The organism is Vibrio sp. FF145 (assembly GCF_041439075.1).
Classification (GTDB): Bacteria; Pseudomonadota; Gammaproteobacteria; order Enterobacterales; family Vibrionaceae; genus Vibrio; species Vibrio tasmaniensis_A.
Genome location: NZ_JBGONH010000018.1, coordinates 22,267 through 41,541 on the forward strand (window position 1 = coordinate 22,267; position 19,275 = coordinate 41,541).

Consider the following 19,275-nt stretch of genomic DNA (forward strand, 5'->3'; position numbering starts at 1 on the left):
GCATCTTGTTTAAATGGAACATTGGCAAAATATTCAAAATGTAGTTGTTGTGGGGCTCGGTATTACCGGGCTCTCTGTCGTTAAACATCTCGTAAAATATCAACCTCATACGCATGTGAAGGTAATTGATACGCGAGAGCTACCACCAGGAAAAGAATCTTTGCCTGAATCGGTAGAGCTGCATTCTGGAAGTTGGAATAGCCAATGGTTAGCGGAAGCTGATTTAGTGGTTGCTAACCCAGGTATCGCCTTAGCGACCCCTGAAATACAAGATGTTATTCAAGCGGGTATTCCGGTTGTTGGCGATATTGAACTGTTTGGTTGGGCGGTAGACAAACCCGTCGTGGCAATAACAGGCTCCAATGGCAAGAGTACGGTGACCGATCTAACGGGTGTGCTTGCCAAAGCTGCTGGTCTTAACGTTGGCATTGGTGGCAACATAGGTATTCCTGCCTTGGATCTTCTTGAGCTTGATGCCGACTTGTATGTCCTTGAGCTTTCAAGCTTTCAGCTAGAGACAACATCCAGTCTAAATCTTGTAGCGGCGGCCTTTTTGAACTTGTCAGAAGATCATATGGATCGCTATCAAGGCATGGCCGATTACCGTGACGCTAAATTAAGAATTTTTAATAATGCTCAGTACGCGATCGTAAACCGCGAAGACAAAGAGACTTATCCTGACCACAGTATGCCATTAGTGACATTCGGACTCGATGACCAAGAGTTTGGTGTAGCGACGATTGATGGCACCGAATGGCTAATGGACAACGGTAAGCCTGTACTTCCTAGCCAAGATTTAACATTGGTTGGACGTCATAATGTGGCGAATGCTTTAGTCTCTTTAGCACTGCTTAAGCAAGTCGGTATCGATTACAGCAAAAGTCTTGAAGCTTTGAAAGCCTACAATGGTTTGACGCATCGTTGCCAAGTAGTGGCTGACAAACGCGAAATTAAATGGGTTAACGACTCGAAAGCGACCAACGTAGCCAGTACATTAGCGGCTCTGTCGGGATTAGAATACCAAGGTACTTTGTATCTCTTAGTCGGAGGTGTGGGCAAAGGTGCTGACTTTAGCGAGCTTAACCCCGTGTTGGCGCAACTAGACCGCGTACAACTGTGTTGCTTCGGTGAAGATGCTGCGCAATTTATGCCATTACATCCATCGGCTAAGACGTTTGATACCATGCGTGACATCATCGAGAGTATCTCTGCACAATTGGTGTCGGGTGACATGGTGATGTTGTCTCCTGCATGTGCAAGCTTCGATCAATTTAATAACTTCATGGCGAGAGGTGATGCGTTCACTGAACTTGCTCATGAGTATGCCTAACGTGTTGAAGGACTAACATTCAGTGCAAAGAGTGAAAGAGATTAATCAATCTATTTGGCAATGGCTTAACCGTGCCACACCAGAGGCGCTCTACGATCGTCAGTTGGTATGGATTGCTCTTGGACTGATGCTGACGGGCTTGGTAATGGTAACGTCGGCTTCGTTCCCAATCAGTGCTCGTTTAACCGATCAGCCGTTTCACTTCATGTTCCGCCACGCCATTTTCCTGGTGTTAGCGTTAGGTGTATCCAGCGTAATATTACAAATCCCGATGAAACGCTGGTTTCAATACAGTATGTACCTATTGGGCTTATCCTTCTTTTTGCTAGTGGTGGTGTTAGCCGTCGGTAAGTCGGTTAACGGTGCCTCACGTTGGATTCCTCTCGGGCTGTTTAACTTACAACCTGCTGAAGTCGCTAAGTTATCTCTGTTTATCTTTATGGCGGGCTATTTGGTACGTAAACAGGATGAAGTGAGAAAAACCTTCTTCGGTGGTTTTGGTAAACCGATCATGGTGTTCGGTGCCTTTGCGGTGTTGCTACTTGGCCAGCCCGATTTGGGTACCGTTGTCGTAATGTTGGTTACCTTGTTTGGCATGTTGTTTATCGCAGGTGCTAAGCTGTCACAATTTATAGCCTTAATGGTGGCAGGTATTGCTGCCGTTGTGGGATTGATTGTTATTGAGCCTTATCGTGTTCGACGTGTTACGTCATTCTGGGAACCTTGGAGTGACCCGTTTGGTAGTGGTTATCAGCTAACTCAATCATTGATGGCGTTCGGTCGTGGTGATTGGATGGGGCAAGGGCTTGGTAATTCAATTCAAAAACTCGAGTACCTACCTGAAGCACACACCGATTTTGTTTTTGCTGTACTGGCTGAAGAGTTGGGTTTTGTTGGCGTAACCTTAGTGTTGATGCTGATCTTTAGTTTGGTTTTTAAAGCTATTTTTATTGGCAAAAAAGCTTTCGAAAACGACCAAGTGTTCAGCGGTTATCTGGCGTTTGGCATTGGTATTTGGTTTGCTTTTCAGACGCTTGTTAATGTAGGTGCCGCTTCAGGTATTGTTCCGACCAAAGGTCTAACCTTACCGCTGATCAGTTACGGAGGTTCAAGCCTTATCGTGATGTCAGTAGCGGTTTCTATGCTGCTGCGTATCGATCATGAATGCCGAGTTCAACAAAAAGAACAAGCCGACAATCAAAACGAATTAGTAGAATAAGAATCTAACGTTATGAAACAAAACAAAAAACTTTTAGTGATGGCTGGTGGTACTGGCGGTCACGTTTTCCCTGGATTAGCGGTGGCGAAAAAGCTTCAGCAACAAGGTTGGGAAATTCGCTGGTTAGGAACGGCGGACCGAATGGAAGCGGAACTGGTGCCAAAGCATGGTATTGAGATCGACTTCATTAAGGTGAAAGGCCTGCGTGGTCAAGGCATTAGCAAGCTAATTAAAGCGCCGTTCCAGATTATTAATGCCATACTTCAAGCCAGACGACATATTAAAGCATGGCAACCTGATGTGGTGCTTGGCATGGGTGGTTACGTCAGTGGCCCGGGGGGTATCGCGGCTTGGTTATCTGGTATTCCAGTGGTTCTACATGAACAAAATGCAGTGGCAGGTTTAACCAACCAATGGCTGTCTAAGATTGCTAAAAAGGTTTTCCAAGCTTTTCCTGGTGCGTTTTCTACCGCAGAAGTGGTGGGTAACCCAGTACGCGAAGATGTTGTTGCCTTAGCGGAACCCGAGCAACGCATGGCTGAGCGTGATGGTGACATCCGCATCTTGGTTATGGGCGGTAGTCAGGGCGCAAAAATCCTGAACGATACCTTGCCAGTAACGATGGCGCAGCTTGGTGAAGGCTTCACTGTGGTGCATCAAGCAGGTAAGAACAATCAACAGCAAGTGATTGAACAATACAAATCACATTCTGTAGATAATGTTCAAGTGACTGAATTTATTGATGATGTGGCGCAAGCTTATGAGTGGGCAGATCTATTAGTGTGTCGCTCTGGTGCATTAACCGTATCTGAAGTGTCTGCTGCTGGTGTAGGTTCTATTTTCGTTCCGTTTATGCACAAAGACAGACAACAAGCGTTGAATGCCGATCATTTAGTAGAATGTGGCGCGGCGTTAATGATTGAACAGCCTCAACTAACGGCTGATAAACTCGCGAACACTATCGCGCAGCTTGATAGAAATGAATTAAAAATGATGGCAACAAAAGCTCGTCAAGCCGCCAAGCTTGATGCTGATGTGACTGTCGCTGAAGCGATCAAAGCTTTAGCAAAATAATGAGATTGAATTGATGACGATTGAACATACCCAAGACTTAGCGCAAATCCGTGCAATGGTGCCAGAGATGCGCCGTGTTAAATCTATCCACTTCATTGGTATTGGTGGTGCCGGAATGAGCGGGATTGCTGAAGTCTTGCTTAATGAAGGCTACCAGATCACAGGTTCTGATATTGCTCAAAACCCAGTGACAGAACGCTTAGTTAGCAAGGGGGCTACTGTTTACGTTGGTCACCAAGCAAGTAACGTTGCCGATGCAAGTGTTGTGGTGGTTTCAACCGCTATCAACGAAGAAAACCCAGAAATTATTGCTGCTCGTGAAGCGCGCACACCGATCGTACGTCGTGCTGAAATGCTGGCTGAGCTGATGCGTTTTCGTCACGGCATTGCTGTGGCAGGTACACACGGTAAAACAACCACGACTGCGCTAGTGACACAGATTTACTCTGAAGCAGGCCTAGATCCAACCTTCGTAAACGGTGGTTTGGTGAAAAGTGCAGGTACTAACGCACGTTTAGGTTCGAGCCGTATTCTTATCGCTGAAGCTGATGAAAGTGATGCGTCATTCTTACATCTGCAACCAATGGTTAGTATCGTCACTAACATTGAAGCGGATCATATGGACACTTACGGCGGCGATTTTGAAACGCTGAAGCAGACGTTTATTGATTTCTTACATAACCTGCCATTCTACGGCCAGGCTGTGATGTGTGTTGATGATCCTGTAGTGCGTGAGCTTATACCTCAGGTTAGCCGCCAAGTGATTACTTACGGCTTCTCAGAAGATGCTGATATCCGTATTGAAAACTACGTACAAGAAGGTCAGCAAGGCAAATTCACGGTGGTACGTGAAGGTAAAGCTAACCTTGATATTACGCTAAACATTCCGGGTCGTCACAATGCATTGAATGCATCCGCTGCGATTGCTGTTGCAACAGAAGATGACATCAGCGATGAAGCGATTCTAAAAGCGATGGCGGGAACCGAAGGCACGGGTCGTCGTTTCGATCACCTAGGTGAGTACGAAACAGGTAAAGGTGTTGCAATGCTGGTTGATGATTACGGTCATCACCCAACCGAAGTGGACGTAACCATTCAAGCTGCACGAAGTGGCTGGACTGATAAACGTCTTGTTATGATCTTCCAACCGCACCGTTATAGCCGTACTCGCGATCTGTATGATGATTTTGCGAACGTTCTTGAACAAGTTGATGTCCTAATTCTGTTAGATGTTTATTCTGCAGGTGAGAAACCTATTGCAGGGGCTGACGGGCGTTCATTAAGTCGAACTATTCGCGGGCGTGGTAAGATAGATCCAATCTTTGTTGCCGATATCAACGCACTGCCATCGGCTTTAGCCAACGTAATTCAAGGCGGTGACCTTGTTTTAACGCAGGGTGCGGGCGACGTTGGCCGTGTAGCGAAGCAGTTGGAATCATTGCAGTTAGACATTAATAAGATGCAGAACGCGTAACAGAATACTGTCTACAGACTGTGGTCAATCGCTCACTTCTTGCGATTGACCTAAAATTGACCAAAAATCTTATTATCAACGTTTGATAGTTTAGTTTTGCTCAGTATAATTCATAGGTTAAAGTAAGTGCTTTTACCTCTATTACGAAGATAGGGAATAGAATTGCGAACCAACGACAGGGAATGCGGGCTTTGGTAGAAAGTACTTTTAGCGAAAACCGCCACCTATTCAGTTTACCGTCGCTCAAGAAACACGCCTTAGGCGGGTCTTTTTTTGTCATGGTATTGCTATTCATTGGATTTCTTTTCTATACCACACTGACTTGGATGTGGGACGATCAGCGATTGCCTCTCTCTAAAATAGTACTGCAAGGCGACTTAACTTATGTAACCGCTGGTGATGTTCAACATGCCTTTAGCGAGCTAGAGCATATTGGAACATTCATGTCTCAAGATATTGGCGTGTTGCAACACAGTTTAGAAGCGTTGCCTTGGGTTTCTGTTGTCTCGATTCGTAAGCAGTGGCCAGACACAATAAAAGTATTTTTGACTGAGTATCATGCAGCAGCTATCTGGAATGGCAATATGCTGTTGAATGAAGATGGTCAGGTGTTTAATGGTGATATTGGCCTTTTGAAGGGTGATAGAGTTAAACTTTACGGTCCAGATGGCACTAGCCAACAAGTGATTGAAAAGTGGCGACAGATAACGCCTTTAATTAACAGCCTAGGGTTAACCGTTACCTCGCTCGTTCTCAATGAGCGTCGCGCCTGGCAAATCATTCTAGACAACGGTATTCGTTTAGAATTAGGTAAAGATTTTTTAGATGAGCGTGTTGAGCGCTTTATTTCGCTTTACAACGAATTAGGTAGTAAGGCGAATCAAGTGAGCTACATCGACCTCAGGTACGATACGGGAGCCGCTGTAGGCTGGTTTCCAGAGCAAGAGTTAGAAGAGAGTACAGATGACTAAGACCGCAGATGACAACATAATCGTTGGTCTTGATATAGGCACTGCGACCATATCAGCTCTAGTTGGTGAAATATTGCCTGATGGTCAAATCAATATCATTGGTTCTGGGCAAAGCCCATCCAGAGGTATGGATAAAGGTGGTGTAAACGACCTAGAGTCGGTAGTTAAGTCGGTTCAGCGAGCTATTGATCAAGCAGAGTTGATGGCGGAATGCCAAATCAGCAATGTATTTATCTCGCTATCGGGTAAACATATCGCAAGCCGAATTGAAAAAGGCATGGGCACTATCTCTGATGAAGAAGTGTCTCAAGACGATATGGATCGAGCGATCCATACCGCGAAATCAATTAAAATAGGTGATGAGCAGAGAATTCTGCACGTGATCCCACAAGAATTTACCATTGATTATCAAGAAGGGATTAAGAACCCTCTTGGTTTATCTGGTGTTCGAATGGAAGTCAGTGTTCACCTAATTTCTTGCCATAGCGACATGGCGAGAAACATTATTAAAGCTGTTGAACGATGTGGTCTCACTGTAGAACAAATCGTGTTTTCAGGACTTGCCTCAAGTAATGCGGTAATTACTGACGACGAGAGAGAGCTTGGAGTCTGTGTTGTTGATATTGGTGCTGGTACGATGGATATTTCCATTTGGACTGGCGGCGCACTGCGACACACAGAAGTCTTTTCCTACGCAGGAAATGCAGTAACCAGTGATATTGCCTTCGCTTTTGGCACGCCAGTGAGCGATGCTGAAGAGATAAAAGTAAACCATGGTTGCGCTCTGAGTGAACTCGTAAGCAAGGATGATTCTGTTAACGTCCCTAGTGTAGGTGGCCGTCCATCGAGAAGTTTGCAAAGACAAACTTTGTCGGAAGTGATTGAACCACGTTACACTGAACTTATGGGGCTCGTTAACCAAACTATTGATACGGTTCAATTACAGCTACGAGATGAAGGTATTAAACACCACCTTGCAGCTGGCGTCGTTCTCACTGGTGGAGCGGCACAAATTGACGGATTGGTAGAGTGTGCGGAACGTGTTTTCCGCAATCAAGTTCGAGTTGGTAAGCCGTTAGAAGTTAGTGGTTTAACCGACTATGTTAAAGAGCCGTATCATTCTACGGCGGTTGGTTTACTTCATTACGCAAGAGATTGTCAGATCAGCGATGAAGGTGATTACAGCGAACCTAAGCGTTCAGCACCTTCTATGTCTGGTTTATTTGGTAAATTGCGTAATTGGATACAAAAAGAGTTTTAACCTGAGTTGCAGGAAAAAACGGAGATAACACATGTTTGAACCGATGATGGAAATGTCTGACGATGCAGTAATTAAAGTCGTTGGAGTTGGTGGCGGTGGCGGTAACGCTGTTGAGCACATGGTACGTGAATCAATCGAAGGTGTAGAATTCATCAGTGTTAACACTGATGCACAAGCACTTCGTAAAACAAGCGTTAGCAGCGTGATCCAAATTGGTGGTGATATCACTAAAGGTTTGGGCGCTGGTGCAAACCCACAAGTAGGCCGTGATGCAGCTCTCGAAGATCGAGAAAGAATTAAAGAAGTTCTAACTGGCGCCGATATGGTATTTATCGCAGCTGGTATGGGCGGTGGTACGGGTACAGGTGCTGCTCCAGTTATTGCTGAAGTTGCGAAAGAGCTGGGTGTGCTAACGGTTGCTGTTGTAACTAAGCCATTTAGCTTCGAAGGCAAAAAGCGTTTAGCGTTTGCTGAGCAAGGTATCGAAGAGCTGTCTAAGCATGTGGATTCTTTAATTACGATTCCAAATGAAAAGCTACTTAAGGTACTTGGCCGCGGCGTCACTCTGCTAGAAGCTTTCGCAAGTGCAAATGATGTACTTAAAAATGCTGTACAAGGTATCGCTGAGCTAATTACTCGCCCAGGTATGATTAACGTCGATTTCGCGGATGTTCGCACCGTAATGTCAGAGATGGGTCATGCAATGATGGGTAGCGGTATCGCAAAAGGCGAAGACCGTGCTGAAGAAGCTGCTGAAACGGCAATTTCTAGCCCACTACTAGAAGACATCGACCTAGCTGGTGCTCGTGGCGTTCTTGTGAACATCACAGCAGGCCTAGATATGCGCTTAGATGAATTCGAAACAGTAGGTAATACAGTTAAGGCATTCGCATCTGATAACGCAACAGTTGTGATTGGTACTTCTCTAGACCCTGATATGACGGATGAAATCCGTGTAACTGTTGTAGCAACAGGTATCGGCACAGAGAAAAAACCAGACATTACATTAGTTGCTGGTGGTAAAGCTAAGGTTGCACCAACTCCTCAACCACAGGTCGCGGCTCAAACTGCACCAAAAGTGGAAGATAAAGTGGCACAACCATTGCAAGAAAAAACTGAGGTAAAACCTCAAGTTAAGCCGCAGCCAACAACGTCACCTGTTTCTTCAGGTACAGGCGCTAGCCAAAGTGCAGCACCTAAAGCTGAGAAAGAGAGTGGATACTTAGATATTCCGGCATTCTTACGACGTCAGGCTGATTAACAAATACCCAAAGTTTGACTATCGTCGAATTAATGGTAAAATTCGCGGTCGGTAAATACTGACCGTGATTTGTAGCACTGATAACGAGGCAAGCAGATGATCAGACAACGTACTCTGAAAGAAATTGTGAAAACAACTGGTGTGGGTCTCCACTCTGGTCGTAAAGTCACACTTACTCTTCGCCCGGCAGCTGCAAATACAGGTATTGTTTATCGTCGTACAGATGTAAATCCACCTGTAGATTTCCCAGCTGATCCAGCGTCAGTTCGTGACACTATGTTATGTACTGCTCTTGTTAATGACGAAGGCGTACGTATCTCTACAGTGGAACACCTTAACGCAGCTCTAGCGGGTATGGGTATCGACAACATTATTGTTGAAGTCGATGCACCAGAGATCCCAATTATGGATGGTAGCGCAAGCCCATTCGTATACTTGCTACAGCAAGCGGGTGTAGAAACACTGAATGCAGCGAAACGTTTTATTCGAATCAAAAAGCCAATCCGTTTTGAAGATGGCGATAAGTGGGCAGAGTTTGTGCCATTTAACGGCTTCCGTATGGACTTCGAAATCGAATTCAACCATCCAGCAATTGAATCTGATGAACAGCACCTGTTGTTTGATTTTTCTTCACAAGGCTTTGTGAAAGAAATTTCTCGTGCTCGTACCTTCGGCTTCATGCGTGATATTGAATATCTACAATCACAAAACTTGTGTTTGGGTGGTAGCTTTGATTGCGCAATAGTACTAGACGAATACCGAATTCTTAATGAAGAAGGTCTACGTTTCGAAAACGAGTTCGTAACGCATAAAGTGCTAGATGCGATTGGTGACCTTTACATGTGTGGACACGCTATTATCGGTGAGTTCCGTGCATACAAATCAGGTCACGGCCTAAATAATCAACTACTACGCGCAGTACTTGCTGATGCAGAAGCTTGGGAATGGGCAACATTCGAAGAAGAAGTTGGTTCTCCTGTTGCGTTTGCCGAACCAGGAATGGTTCTAGCGTAATTGTTGTTTACGACAATATAAGATTTTGAAAACCAGGTCATTGACCTGGTTTTTTTGTATCTATTTTCCAGATACAGTGTCGTCAGTATTTAAAAGTTGTCTAGTATTTGGCTACAGTCTGGCTAATCCATCAACAATTAGAAAGAAAAGTACCAAGCACATCAAACAAATGGGGTTATAAATGGTCGTTGGTGTGAAAATTACTTACACTAGAGGGCATTAATTTTAACGAAAGCCTTGAAAACTCTACTCTCAAGTACAATATCAAAGATACTAGATTTATCTCAGTATCCTTGGTTAGTAACTAAAGACTAGTTTATAGCTAGTAGAGACTGACGGCATTTAAAATAGATCGCGGACGATCTGAGAACGAAGAGATTCCAAGCACATGATTACTAAGCTGCTGACAAAGGTAATTGGCAGTCGCAATGACAGAACACTGCGCCGCCTTAGAAAAATTGTAAAAGAAATTAATAACTTCGAACCAACGTTTGAAGCTCTTTCAGACGATGAGCTAAAAGCAAAAACGGTTGAGTTTCGCGAGCGCTTAGATAAAGGTGAATCGTTAGATCAACTTCTACCTGAAGCATTCGCTACGGTACGTGAAGCGTCGAAGCGTGTTTACGGCATGCGTCATTTTGACGTGCAAATGATTGGTGGCATGGTTCTAAATGCTGGCCAAATTGCAGAGATGCGTACTGGTGAAGGTAAGACACTTACCGCAACCCTACCAGCTTATCTAAACGCGCTACCAAGCAAAGGTGTGCACGTAATAACGGTGAACGATTACCTAGCGAAGCGTGATGCGGAAACAAACCGTCCATTATTTGAATTCCTTGGCATGACTGTTGGCGTGAATGTGGCAAACATGGCTCCGCCAGAGAAAAAAGAAGCGTACCAAGCTGACATCCTATACGGAACAAACAACGAGTTTGGTTTTGATTACCTTCGTGACAACATGGCTTTTCGTGCTGAAGACCGAGTTCAACGTGAGCGCTTCTTCGCTGTAGTCGATGAGGTTGACTCAATCTTAATTGATGAAGCTCGTACTCCGTTAATTATCTCTGGCCCAGCTGAAGATAGTTCTGACCTTTATACGCGCATTAACACTCTAATTCCTTCTCTAGAGCGTCAAGATAAAGAAGATTCAGAAGAGTACCGTGGTGAAGGTCACTACACCATGGACGAAAAATCAAAACAGGTTCACCTGACTGAAAACGGTCAAGAATTTGTAGAAGAACTAATGGTCAAAAACGGCTTGATGGAAGAGGGTGACACACTTTACTCTCCAACCAATATCAGCCTATTGCACCATGTGAATGCTGCGCTTCGTGCACACGTATTGTTTGAGAAAAACGTCGACTACATCGTTACTGAAGAAGGCGAAGTGGTTATCGTTGATGAACATACTGGTCGTACTATGCCAGGTCGTCGTTGGTCTGAAGGTTTACACCAAGCTGTTGAAGCTAAAGAAGGTGTGAAGATTCAAAATGAAAACCAAACGCTAGCATCGATCACATTCCAGAATTTCTTCCGTCTGTATGAAAAACTGTCAGGTATGACAGGTACTGCTGATACAGAAGCGTTCGAATTCCAGTCTATCTACGGCCTAGAAACGGTGGTTATCCCAACCAACAAGCCTATGGTTCGTAACGATATGCCAGATGTGGTTTATCGTACTGAAGAAGACAAGTTCAATGCGATCATTGAAGACATCAAAGACCGTGTAGCGGCTGGTCAGCCATCACTGGTTGGTACAGTTTCTATCGAGAAATCTGAACTGCTGTCTAACGCATTGAAAAAATCAAAAATTAAGCACAACGTTCTAAATGCTAAGTTTCATGAAATGGAAGCTGAGATCGTTGCACAAGCTGGTATGCCTGGTGCGGTAACTATCGCAACTAACATGGCCGGTCGTGGTACCGATATCGTGCTAGGTGGTAGCTGGCAGGCACAACTTGAGAAGATAGAGAACCCAACCAAAGAGCAGATCGAGAAGATCAAAGCTGATTGGAGAATCATTCACGATAAAGTACTTGAGTCAGGTGGTCTGCACATCATTGGTACTGAGCGTCATGAATCTCGCCGTATCGATAACCAGCTACGTGGTCGTTCTGGTCGTCAAGGTGATGCGGGTTCTTCTCGTTTCTACCTATCAATGGAAGATTCTCTACTACGTATATTTACGTCTGATCGTATGGCTGGTCTTATCCAAAGTGGTATGGACGAAGGCGAAGCGATTGAATCTAAGATGCTGTCTCGCTCAATTGAAAAAGCACAACGTAAAGTGGAAGGTCGTAACTTCGACATCCGTAAGCAGCTTCTTGAGTACGATGATGTAGCCAATGACCAACGTAAGGTTGTTTATGAGCTACGTGATGAACTGATGAGTTCAGATGACATCAGTGAAATGATCGAACACAACCGTGAAGATGTACTGGCGTCAGTTATTGATGAATACATCGCTCCTCAGTCTCTTGAAGATATGTGGGATATTGCGGGTCTGCAAGATCGTCTGAAGAATGACTTCGATCTAGACTTTGACATTCAAGGTTGGTTAGACGAAGACGACAAGCTTTATGAAGAAGCATTGCGTGAGCGCATTCTTGGTATGGCGGTTGATTCTTACAAACAGAAAGAAGAAGTGGTTGGTGCTCAAGTACTGCGTAACTTCGAGAAGTCTGTGATGCTACAAACGCTAGACGGCCTTTGGAAAGAGCACTTGGCTGCGATGGATCACCTTCGTCAAGGTATCCACTTACGTGGTTATGCTCAGAAGAACCCGAAACAAGAGTATAAGCGCGAGTCGTTTGAACTGTTTGAAGGCCTACTAGATGTACTGAAAACAGACGTTGTGACCATCCTTTCTAAAGTTCGTGTTCAGCAACAAGAAGAAGTTGAAAAGATGGAAGCTCAACGTCAAGCTCAAGCTGAACAAGCGGCGCGTCGTGCACAAGCACAACATGCAACGGCTGAAAACCAGCTAGCTGACGATGAAGCGGATGCGGCATCTCCACAAACGGTAGTACGCGATGAGCGTAAAGTGGGTCGTAACGAACCATGTCCATGTGGAAGTGGTAAGAAGTACAAACAGTGTCACGGTAAAATAGACTAAGTCTGGTGAATCGTTGCTGTAACGGATGATTGTAGTGTCGGAGGTACTCACTTACTAACGTAAGCTCCGTGCCTCCTCCTTGCACTCACCACGTCACAGCTTAGCTTCACACAAACTTATTGATAAAAAGAGTCGCTTAGGCGGCTCTTTTTGTATGTGAAAATAATAAGGTTTCGATAGCGTCATCATCGAGAGTGAGGGACGAGCGAATCGGGGATCTTTCGAACTAACAAAAGAGCAGATTCCCTATCTAATTCGTTCCTCATTGTAGGGAATGACGCTAGGAACATAGAAGGAACACCATCATATGAAAAGAATCCACATTGTAGCGGGCATCATCTTCAATCAAGATAAGTCACAGGTATTTATCACTAAGCGCCCAGACGATAAACACAAAGGCGGTTTTTGGGAATTTCCAGGTGGCAAGGTTGAAGCGGGCGAAACCATCGAACAAGCAATGACTCGTGAGCTTGATGAAGAGATTGGTATTAAGGTGACAGAACAGACTTTGTTTGAACACCTTGAGTTTGACTATACGGATAAGTCACTTAAGTTTGATTTCATCCTTGTGACCGAATTCGAGCAACAGCCTTATGGTAAAGAAGGTCAACAAGGTGAATGGGTCGATCTTGAATCATTGAGTCAATACGCCTTCCCCGAAGCAAACGTGCCAATTTTAGAGCGAGTAATAAAAGAGTTTTCGTAATTGCTAGCCTGAGTTTGAGATTGTTGTTAGTTTAAAGAGATTAATCGATTGAACGTTGCTGCAAGAGATAAGTGGCAACGGTAACCAAAACAATGGAGATATTCGCAGTGGTAAGAATTGCAATTGCAGGAGCAGCTGGCCGTATGGGTCGTAACTTGGTGAAAGCCGCTCACCATAATTCAGAAGCAAGCGTTGGTGCTGGTTCAGAACGTCCAGAATCATCTTTGGTCGGTGTTGACGTCGGCGAGTTATGCGGTGAAGGTCGTTTTGATGTGGCTCTAGTTGATGACCTTTCGAAAGCGATTGAACAGTTTGACGTGATCGTCGACTTTACCGCACCTGTAAGCACATTAGCGAATATTGAACTTTGTAAACGTCACGGTAAAAAACTGATCATCGGCACTACGGGTTTCTCTGAAGAAGAAAAGCAGGTTATCGATGCGGCTTCAAAAGAAATGGCTATCGTAATGGCACCGAACTATAGCGTTGGCGTGAACTTGGTTTTTAAGCTGTTAGAGAAGGCCGCTAAAGTGATGGGCGATTACTGTGATGTTGAAATCGTAGAGGCTCACCACCGTCATAAAGTCGATGCGCCGTCAGGTACTGCGATCGGCATGGGTGAAGCGATCGCTGGTGCGATGGGCAATGAGCTAAACGATGTCGCTGTATGGTCACGCGAAGGCATTACGGGCGAGCGTACAAAAGATGAGATTGGTTTTGCGACAATCCGTGCCGGTGACATCATTGGCGAGCATACCGCAATGTTTGCTGATATTGGTGAGCGCGTTGAAATTACCCATAAAGCCACGGATAGAATGACCTTTGCTAATGGCGCAATCAAGGCAGCTGTTTGGCTAAATGATAAGCCAGCAGGCTTTTATACCATGACAGACGTCCTTGGTTTAAACGATCTGTAAATAGATATTTATGCGCTGGCAATTGCCGGCGCTTTCTTTATTTACCCCTTTTTTCTACTTAAACTCCTCTTGGTCACTTTCTTCTTATTCTCCGATTTTCCTGATTAGAACTGTATTTAGTTGTTGTTTATCACCGCTTGACTCTTATTTTTGATTTAAAGCTTTAAATCTACGTGTTTACTCATTGTATTTATCGATTGCGTTTTGTTGGTGATATTTTTGCCACCTAATGGTGGGTGAAAATGACGGGCGAAAATTAGAAAATCGTAATATTCCTATTAATTGAGTATGAAAGTTGAACTTTTGAAGCTTTGATGGGAGAAATTGAATTAGTTATTACAAATGTTTAATTTCTTTTGCGTTAAATGTTGACACGTATCACGCAGATCACTAAAATACCGCCAATTTGTCTAATTTCCATAAACACGCAGTTTTTGGTGTTGCAGGAAGGTAGATTTGCAAATTAAATCAATTTTAATGCATTTTTATTTCTGGAGGTTGTCTTGAAGAAGTCAGCACTACTCGTCCTAGAAGATGGGACAGTATTTCACGGTGAAGCCATTGGCGCTGTAGGTTCTGCAGTTGGTGAAGTCGTTTTTAATACCTCGATGACGGGGTACCAAGAAATCCTCACTGATCCTTCCTATTCTCAACAAATCGTTACCCTTACTTACCCTCACATTGGCAATACCGGAACCAATTCCGAAGACGAAGAATCTTCTTCAATCCACGCTCAAGGCCTTGTGATTCGCGATCTCCCTCTAATCGCTTCTAACTTCCGTAATGAACAATCTCTTTCTGATTACCTTAAGTCGCAAAACGTTGTTGGTATCGCTGATATCGATACTCGTAAGCTGACGCGTATTCTTCGTGAAAAAGGCGCACAGAACGGTTGTATCGTAGCTGGCTCTTCAGTAAATGATGGAAATTTAGACGAAGCTTTGGCTCTAGCTAAAGCAAAAGAATTCCCTGGCCTGAAAGGTATGGACCTTGCGAAAGAAGTTACAACAAAAGAAGCGTATCAATGGAAACAAGGTTCGTGGACGCTTACGGGTGGACTTCCTGAAGCGAAAGCAGACTCTGAATTGCCATACCACGTTGTTGCTTATGACTTCGGTGCAAAACGAAACATCTTACGAATGCTTGTTGACCGCGGCTGCCGCCTAACGGTTGTTCCTGCTGAAACTTCTGCTGAAGAAGTACTTGCTCTGAACCCAGACGGTGTTTTCCTTTCAAATGGCCCTGGTGACCCAGAACCATGTACTTACGCAATTGAAGCAACAAAAGTGTTCCTAGAAAAAGGTTTACCAATCTTTGGTATCTGTCTAGGTCACCAGATTCTTGCTCTTGCGTCAGGCGCTAAGACAGTGAAAATGAAGTTTGGTCACCACGGTGCAAACCACCCGGTTAAAGATTTAGAACGTGATGTTGTGATGATTACTTCACAAAACCACGGCTTTGCTGCTGACGAAGATACGCTTCCAGAGACATTACGAGCGACTCATAAGTCTCTATTTGATGGTTCTCTACAAGGTATCCACCGTACAGACAAACCAGCATTTAGCTTCCAAGGTCACCCAGAAGCAAGTCCAGGTCCAGAAGATGCGGCGCCGCTATTCGACCACTTCATTGAATTAATTAACCAGTCTGTTGCAAACAAACAAGACAAAGCGTAATCCGGAGTAGTAGATAATGCCAAAACGTACTGACATTAAAAGTGTTCTAATTCTAGGTGCTGGTCCGATTGTTATCGGTCAAGCATGTGAGTTTGATTACTCTGGTGCTCAAGCTTGTAAAGCACTTCGCGAAGAAGGTTACCGAGTTATTCTTGTAAACTCGAACCCAGCGACAATCATGACTGACCCAGACATGGCTGATGCGACTTACATCGAACCTATCCAATGGGAAGTGGTTCGTAACATCATCGCTAAAGAGAAGCCTGATGCAGTTCTACCGACAATGGGCGGCCAAACTGCACTTAACTGTGCGTTAGATTTAGAAAAATACGGCGTACTTGAAGAGTTCGGCGTAGAGATGATTGGCGCAACTGCTGACGCTATCGATAAAGCTGAAGACCGCTCTCGTTTTGATAAAGCAATGAAAGCTATTGGTCTTGAGTGTCCAACGGCTGATACAGCGAAAACGATGGAAGAAGCTTACAAAGTTCAAGAAATGGTTGGTTTCCCTTGTATCATTCGTCCATCGTTTACGATGGGTGGTACAGGCGGTGGTATCGCTTATAACAAAGAAGAATTTGAAGAAATTTGTCGTCGTGGTCTGGATCTTTCTCCAACCAACGAACTTCTAATCGATGAGTCACTTATCGGTTGGAAAGAGTATGAGATGGAAGTGGTTCGCGACAAGAACGACAACTGCATCATCGTATGTGCGATTGAAAACTTTGACCCAATGGGTATTCACACTGGTGACTCGATCACCGTGGCTCCTGCTCAAACGCTAACAGACAAAGAATACCAACTAATGCGTAACGCTTCTCTAGCGGTACTGCGTGAGATTGGTGTTGAAACGGGTGGCTCAAACGTACAGTTTGGTATTAACCCGAAAGATGGCCGTATGGTTATTATCGAGATGAACCCACGTGTATCTCGTTCTTCTGCACTTGCTTCTAAAGCAACAGGTTTCCCAATCGCTAAGATTGCAGCGAAACTGGCTGTTGGCTTTACGCTAGACGAGCTAATGAATGACATCACTGGTGGCGCAACGCCAGCATCATTCGAACCAACAATCGATTACGTAGTAACTAAGATTCCTCGTTTTAACTTCGAGAAGTTTGCAGGTGCTAACGACCGTCTAACGACTCAAATGAAGTCGGTTGGTGAAGTTATGGCTATCGGCCGTAACCAACAAGAATCTCTACAGAAAGCACTTCGCGGTCTAGAAGTTGGCGCAACTGGTTTTGACGAAATGGTCGACCTAGATGCACCTGACGCACTAACGACGATTCGCCATGAGCTTAAAGAAGCTGGTTCTGACCGTATTTGGTACATCGCAGATGCTTTCCGTGCTGGTATGTCAGTTGATGGTGTATTCAACCTAACGCAAATTGACCGTTGGTTCCTAGTTCAAATCGAAGACATCGTAAAACTAGAGCAAGAACTCAAAGCGAAAGGCTTTGCTGGTCTGAATAAAGACGAGCTAATGAAGCTTAAGCGTAAAGGTTTTGCTGATGCTCGCCTATCTAAGATTCTAGGTGTAGCAGAAAGCGAAATCCGTCGTCTACGTGACCAATACGATATTCACCCAGTCTACAAGCGTGTAGATACTTGTGCGGCTGAGTTCTCTTCTGATACGGCTTACATGTACTCATCTTACGATGATGAATGTGAGTCGAACCCAACAGACAAAGAGAAAATCATGATCTTAGGCGGCGGTCCAAACCGTATCGGCCAAGGTATTGAATTCGATTACTGTTGTGTACATGCATCTCTAGCACTACGTGAAGATGGCTACGAAACAATCATGGTTAACTGTAACCCTGAGACAGTTTCGACAGACTATGATACGTCTGACCGTCTGTACTTTGAACCAGTAACTCTGGAAGACGTACTAGCAATCGTTCGTGTTGAGAAGCCAAAAGGCGTTATCGTTCAGTACGGTGGTCAAACACCACTGAAACTGGCTCGTGAGCTTGAAGCTGCTGGCGTACCAATCATTGGTACTAGCCCAGACGCAATCGACCGTGCAGAAGACCGTGAGCGTTTCCAAGTTGCTGTTGACCGTCTTGGTCTTCTACAACCAGAAAACGCGACAGTAACAACAATGGAGCAAGCGGTAGAGAAATCTCGCGAAATCGGCTTCCCACTGGTTGTTCGTCCTTCTTATGTTCTTGGTGGTCGAGCGATGGAAATCGTATACGACGAGCAAGACTTACGCCGCTACTTCAACGAAGCAGTTAGCGTTTCAAACGAATCTCCAGTACTACTTGATAGCTTCCTAGACGATGCTGTTGAAGTGGACGTTGATGCGATTTGTGACGGTGAGCGTGTTGTTATTGCGGGTATCATGGAGCATATCGAGCAAGCGGGTGTTCACTCAGGTGACTCAGCATGTTCTCTTCCGGCTTACACGTTAAGCCAAGAAATCCAAGACGTAATGCGTGAGCAAGTTGAAAAGCTAGCGTTCGAGTTGGGTGTTCGTGGTCTAATGAATACGCAGTTTGCTGTTAAGAACAACCAAGTGTACCTAATCGAGGTTAACCCTCGTGCAGCACGTACAGTGCCGTTCGTATCGAAAGCAACAGGCGCAGCAGTCGCTAAGATTGCAGCTCGTGTGATGGCAGGTCAATCGTTAGAGTCTCAAGGCTTTACGAAAGAAATCATCCCACCTTACTACTCAGTGAAAGAGGTTGTTCTTCCGTTCAACAAATTCCCTGGTGTTGATCCACTGTTAGGCCCAGAAATGCGCTCTACTGGTGAAGTTATGGGTGTTGGCGCAACGTTTGCTGAAGCATACTCTAAAGCTGAATTGGGTTGTGGTCACATCTACCCTGAAGGTGGTCGTGCATTGCTTTCTGTTCGCGAAGGCGACAAAGAGCGTGTTGTTGACCTAGCATCTAAGCTATCTAAGCTTGGTTACCAGCTAGACGCAACTCACGGTACAGCTGTTATCCTTGGCGAAGCGGGCATTAACCCACGTCTAGTAAACAAGGTACACGAAGGTCGTCCTCACATTCTTGACCGTATCAAGAACAACGAGTACACGTACATCGTGAACACTGCGGCTGGCCGTCAAGCGATTGAAGATTCTAAAGTTCTTCGTCGTGGCGCATTGGCTGAGAAAGTGAACTACACGACTACGCTAAACGCAGCATTCGCGACTTGTATGGCGCACACTGCAGACGCAAAAACGTCAGTAACTTCAGTTCAAGAGCTACACGCACAAGTTAAAGCTTCTCTAGCTTAATAGACTAACG

At 44.8% G+C, this 19,275-nt stretch carries 13 protein-coding genes; all 13 read left to right on the plus strand.

Translation table 11 applies throughout. The features are described from left to right. The first annotated feature begins 13 nt into the window (after positions 1-13). The 13 genes from murD to carB all read left to right on the plus strand — a co-directional run bounded on the left by murD (position 14) and on the right by carB (position 19,265). Positions 14-1,330, plus strand: coding sequence for a UDP-N-acetylmuramoyl-L-alanine--D-glutamate ligase (gene murD / locus ACED42_RS08895; protein ID WP_371702218.1), 1,317 nt, complete (start codon positions 14-16; stop codon positions 1,328-1,330). 22 nt (positions 1,331-1,352) lie between these two features. Continuing rightward, entirely contained in the window at positions 1,353-2,549 is a 1,197-nt protein-coding gene (gene ftsW / locus ACED42_RS08900; RefSeq protein ID WP_009848956.1) for a cell division protein FtsW, read from the plus strand. Between the two features lie 12 nt (positions 2,550-2,561). After that, positions 2,562-3,623, plus strand: coding sequence for an undecaprenyldiphospho-muramoylpentapeptide beta-N-acetylglucosaminyltransferase (murG, locus tag ACED42_RS08905; RefSeq protein ID WP_102250321.1), 1,062 nt, complete (start codon positions 2,562-2,564; stop codon positions 3,621-3,623). Positions 3,624-3,636: 13 nt separating this feature from the next. Then, positions 3,637-5,097 carry a UDP-N-acetylmuramate--L-alanine ligase gene (murC, locus tag ACED42_RS08910; RefSeq protein WP_012603213.1) on the plus strand — a complete coding sequence of 487 codons (1,461 nt, stop codon included), beginning with the start codon at positions 3,637-3,639 and terminating at the stop codon, positions 5,095-5,097. Between the two features lie 191 nt (positions 5,098-5,288). After that, on the plus strand, positions 5,289-6,068 hold the full coding sequence (locus ACED42_RS08915) for a cell division protein FtsQ/DivIB (protein ID WP_065680328.1): 780 nt from the start codon (positions 5,289-5,291) through the stop codon (positions 6,066-6,068). Continuing rightward, positions 6,061-7,329, plus strand: coding sequence for a cell division protein FtsA (gene ftsA / locus ACED42_RS08920; RefSeq protein ID WP_004729844.1), 1,269 nt, complete (start codon positions 6,061-6,063; stop codon positions 7,327-7,329). Before ACED42_RS08915 ends, ftsA begins: the two co-directional genes overlap by 8 nt. A gap of 31 nt (positions 7,330-7,360) precedes the next feature. Continuing rightward, on the plus strand, positions 7,361-8,590 hold the full coding sequence (gene ftsZ, locus ACED42_RS08925) for a cell division protein FtsZ (protein WP_012603216.1): 1,230 nt from the start codon (positions 7,361-7,363) through the stop codon (positions 8,588-8,590). A gap of 96 nt (positions 8,591-8,686) precedes the next feature. Continuing rightward, positions 8,687-9,604 carry a UDP-3-O-acyl-N-acetylglucosamine deacetylase gene (lpxC, locus tag ACED42_RS08930; RefSeq protein ID WP_009848388.1) on the plus strand — a complete coding sequence of 306 codons (918 nt, stop codon included), beginning with the start codon at positions 8,687-8,689 and terminating at the stop codon, positions 9,602-9,604. A gap of 388 nt (positions 9,605-9,992) precedes the next feature. Beyond that, complete coding sequence (secA, locus tag ACED42_RS08935) at positions 9,993-12,719, plus strand: preprotein translocase subunit SecA (RefSeq protein WP_009848389.1); 2,727 nt, start codon at positions 9,993-9,995, stop codon at positions 12,717-12,719. Positions 12,720-13,026: 307 nt separating this feature from the next. Continuing rightward, positions 13,027-13,425: an 8-oxo-dGTP diphosphatase MutT gene (mutT, locus tag ACED42_RS08940; RefSeq protein ID WP_009848390.1), complete on the plus strand. Its 399-nt coding sequence runs from the start codon at positions 13,027-13,029 to the stop codon at positions 13,423-13,425. 92 nt (positions 13,426-13,517) lie between these two features. Continuing rightward, entirely contained in the window at positions 13,518-14,342 is an 825-nt protein-coding gene (gene dapB, locus ACED42_RS08945) for a 4-hydroxy-tetrahydrodipicolinate reductase (RefSeq protein WP_020477212.1), read from the plus strand. A gap of 503 nt (positions 14,343-14,845) precedes the next feature. Further along, a complete protein-coding gene (gene carA, locus ACED42_RS08950) occupies positions 14,846-16,018 on the plus strand; it encodes a glutamine-hydrolyzing carbamoyl-phosphate synthase small subunit (RefSeq protein ID WP_371702220.1) in 1,173 nt (390 codons plus the stop codon). 16 nt (positions 16,019-16,034) lie between these two features. Further along, positions 16,035-19,265 carry a carbamoyl-phosphate synthase large subunit gene (carB, locus tag ACED42_RS08955; protein ID WP_009848393.1) on the plus strand — a complete coding sequence of 1,077 codons (3,231 nt, stop codon included), beginning with the start codon at positions 16,035-16,037 and terminating at the stop codon, positions 19,263-19,265. Positions 19,266-19,275: the final 10 nt, after the last annotated feature.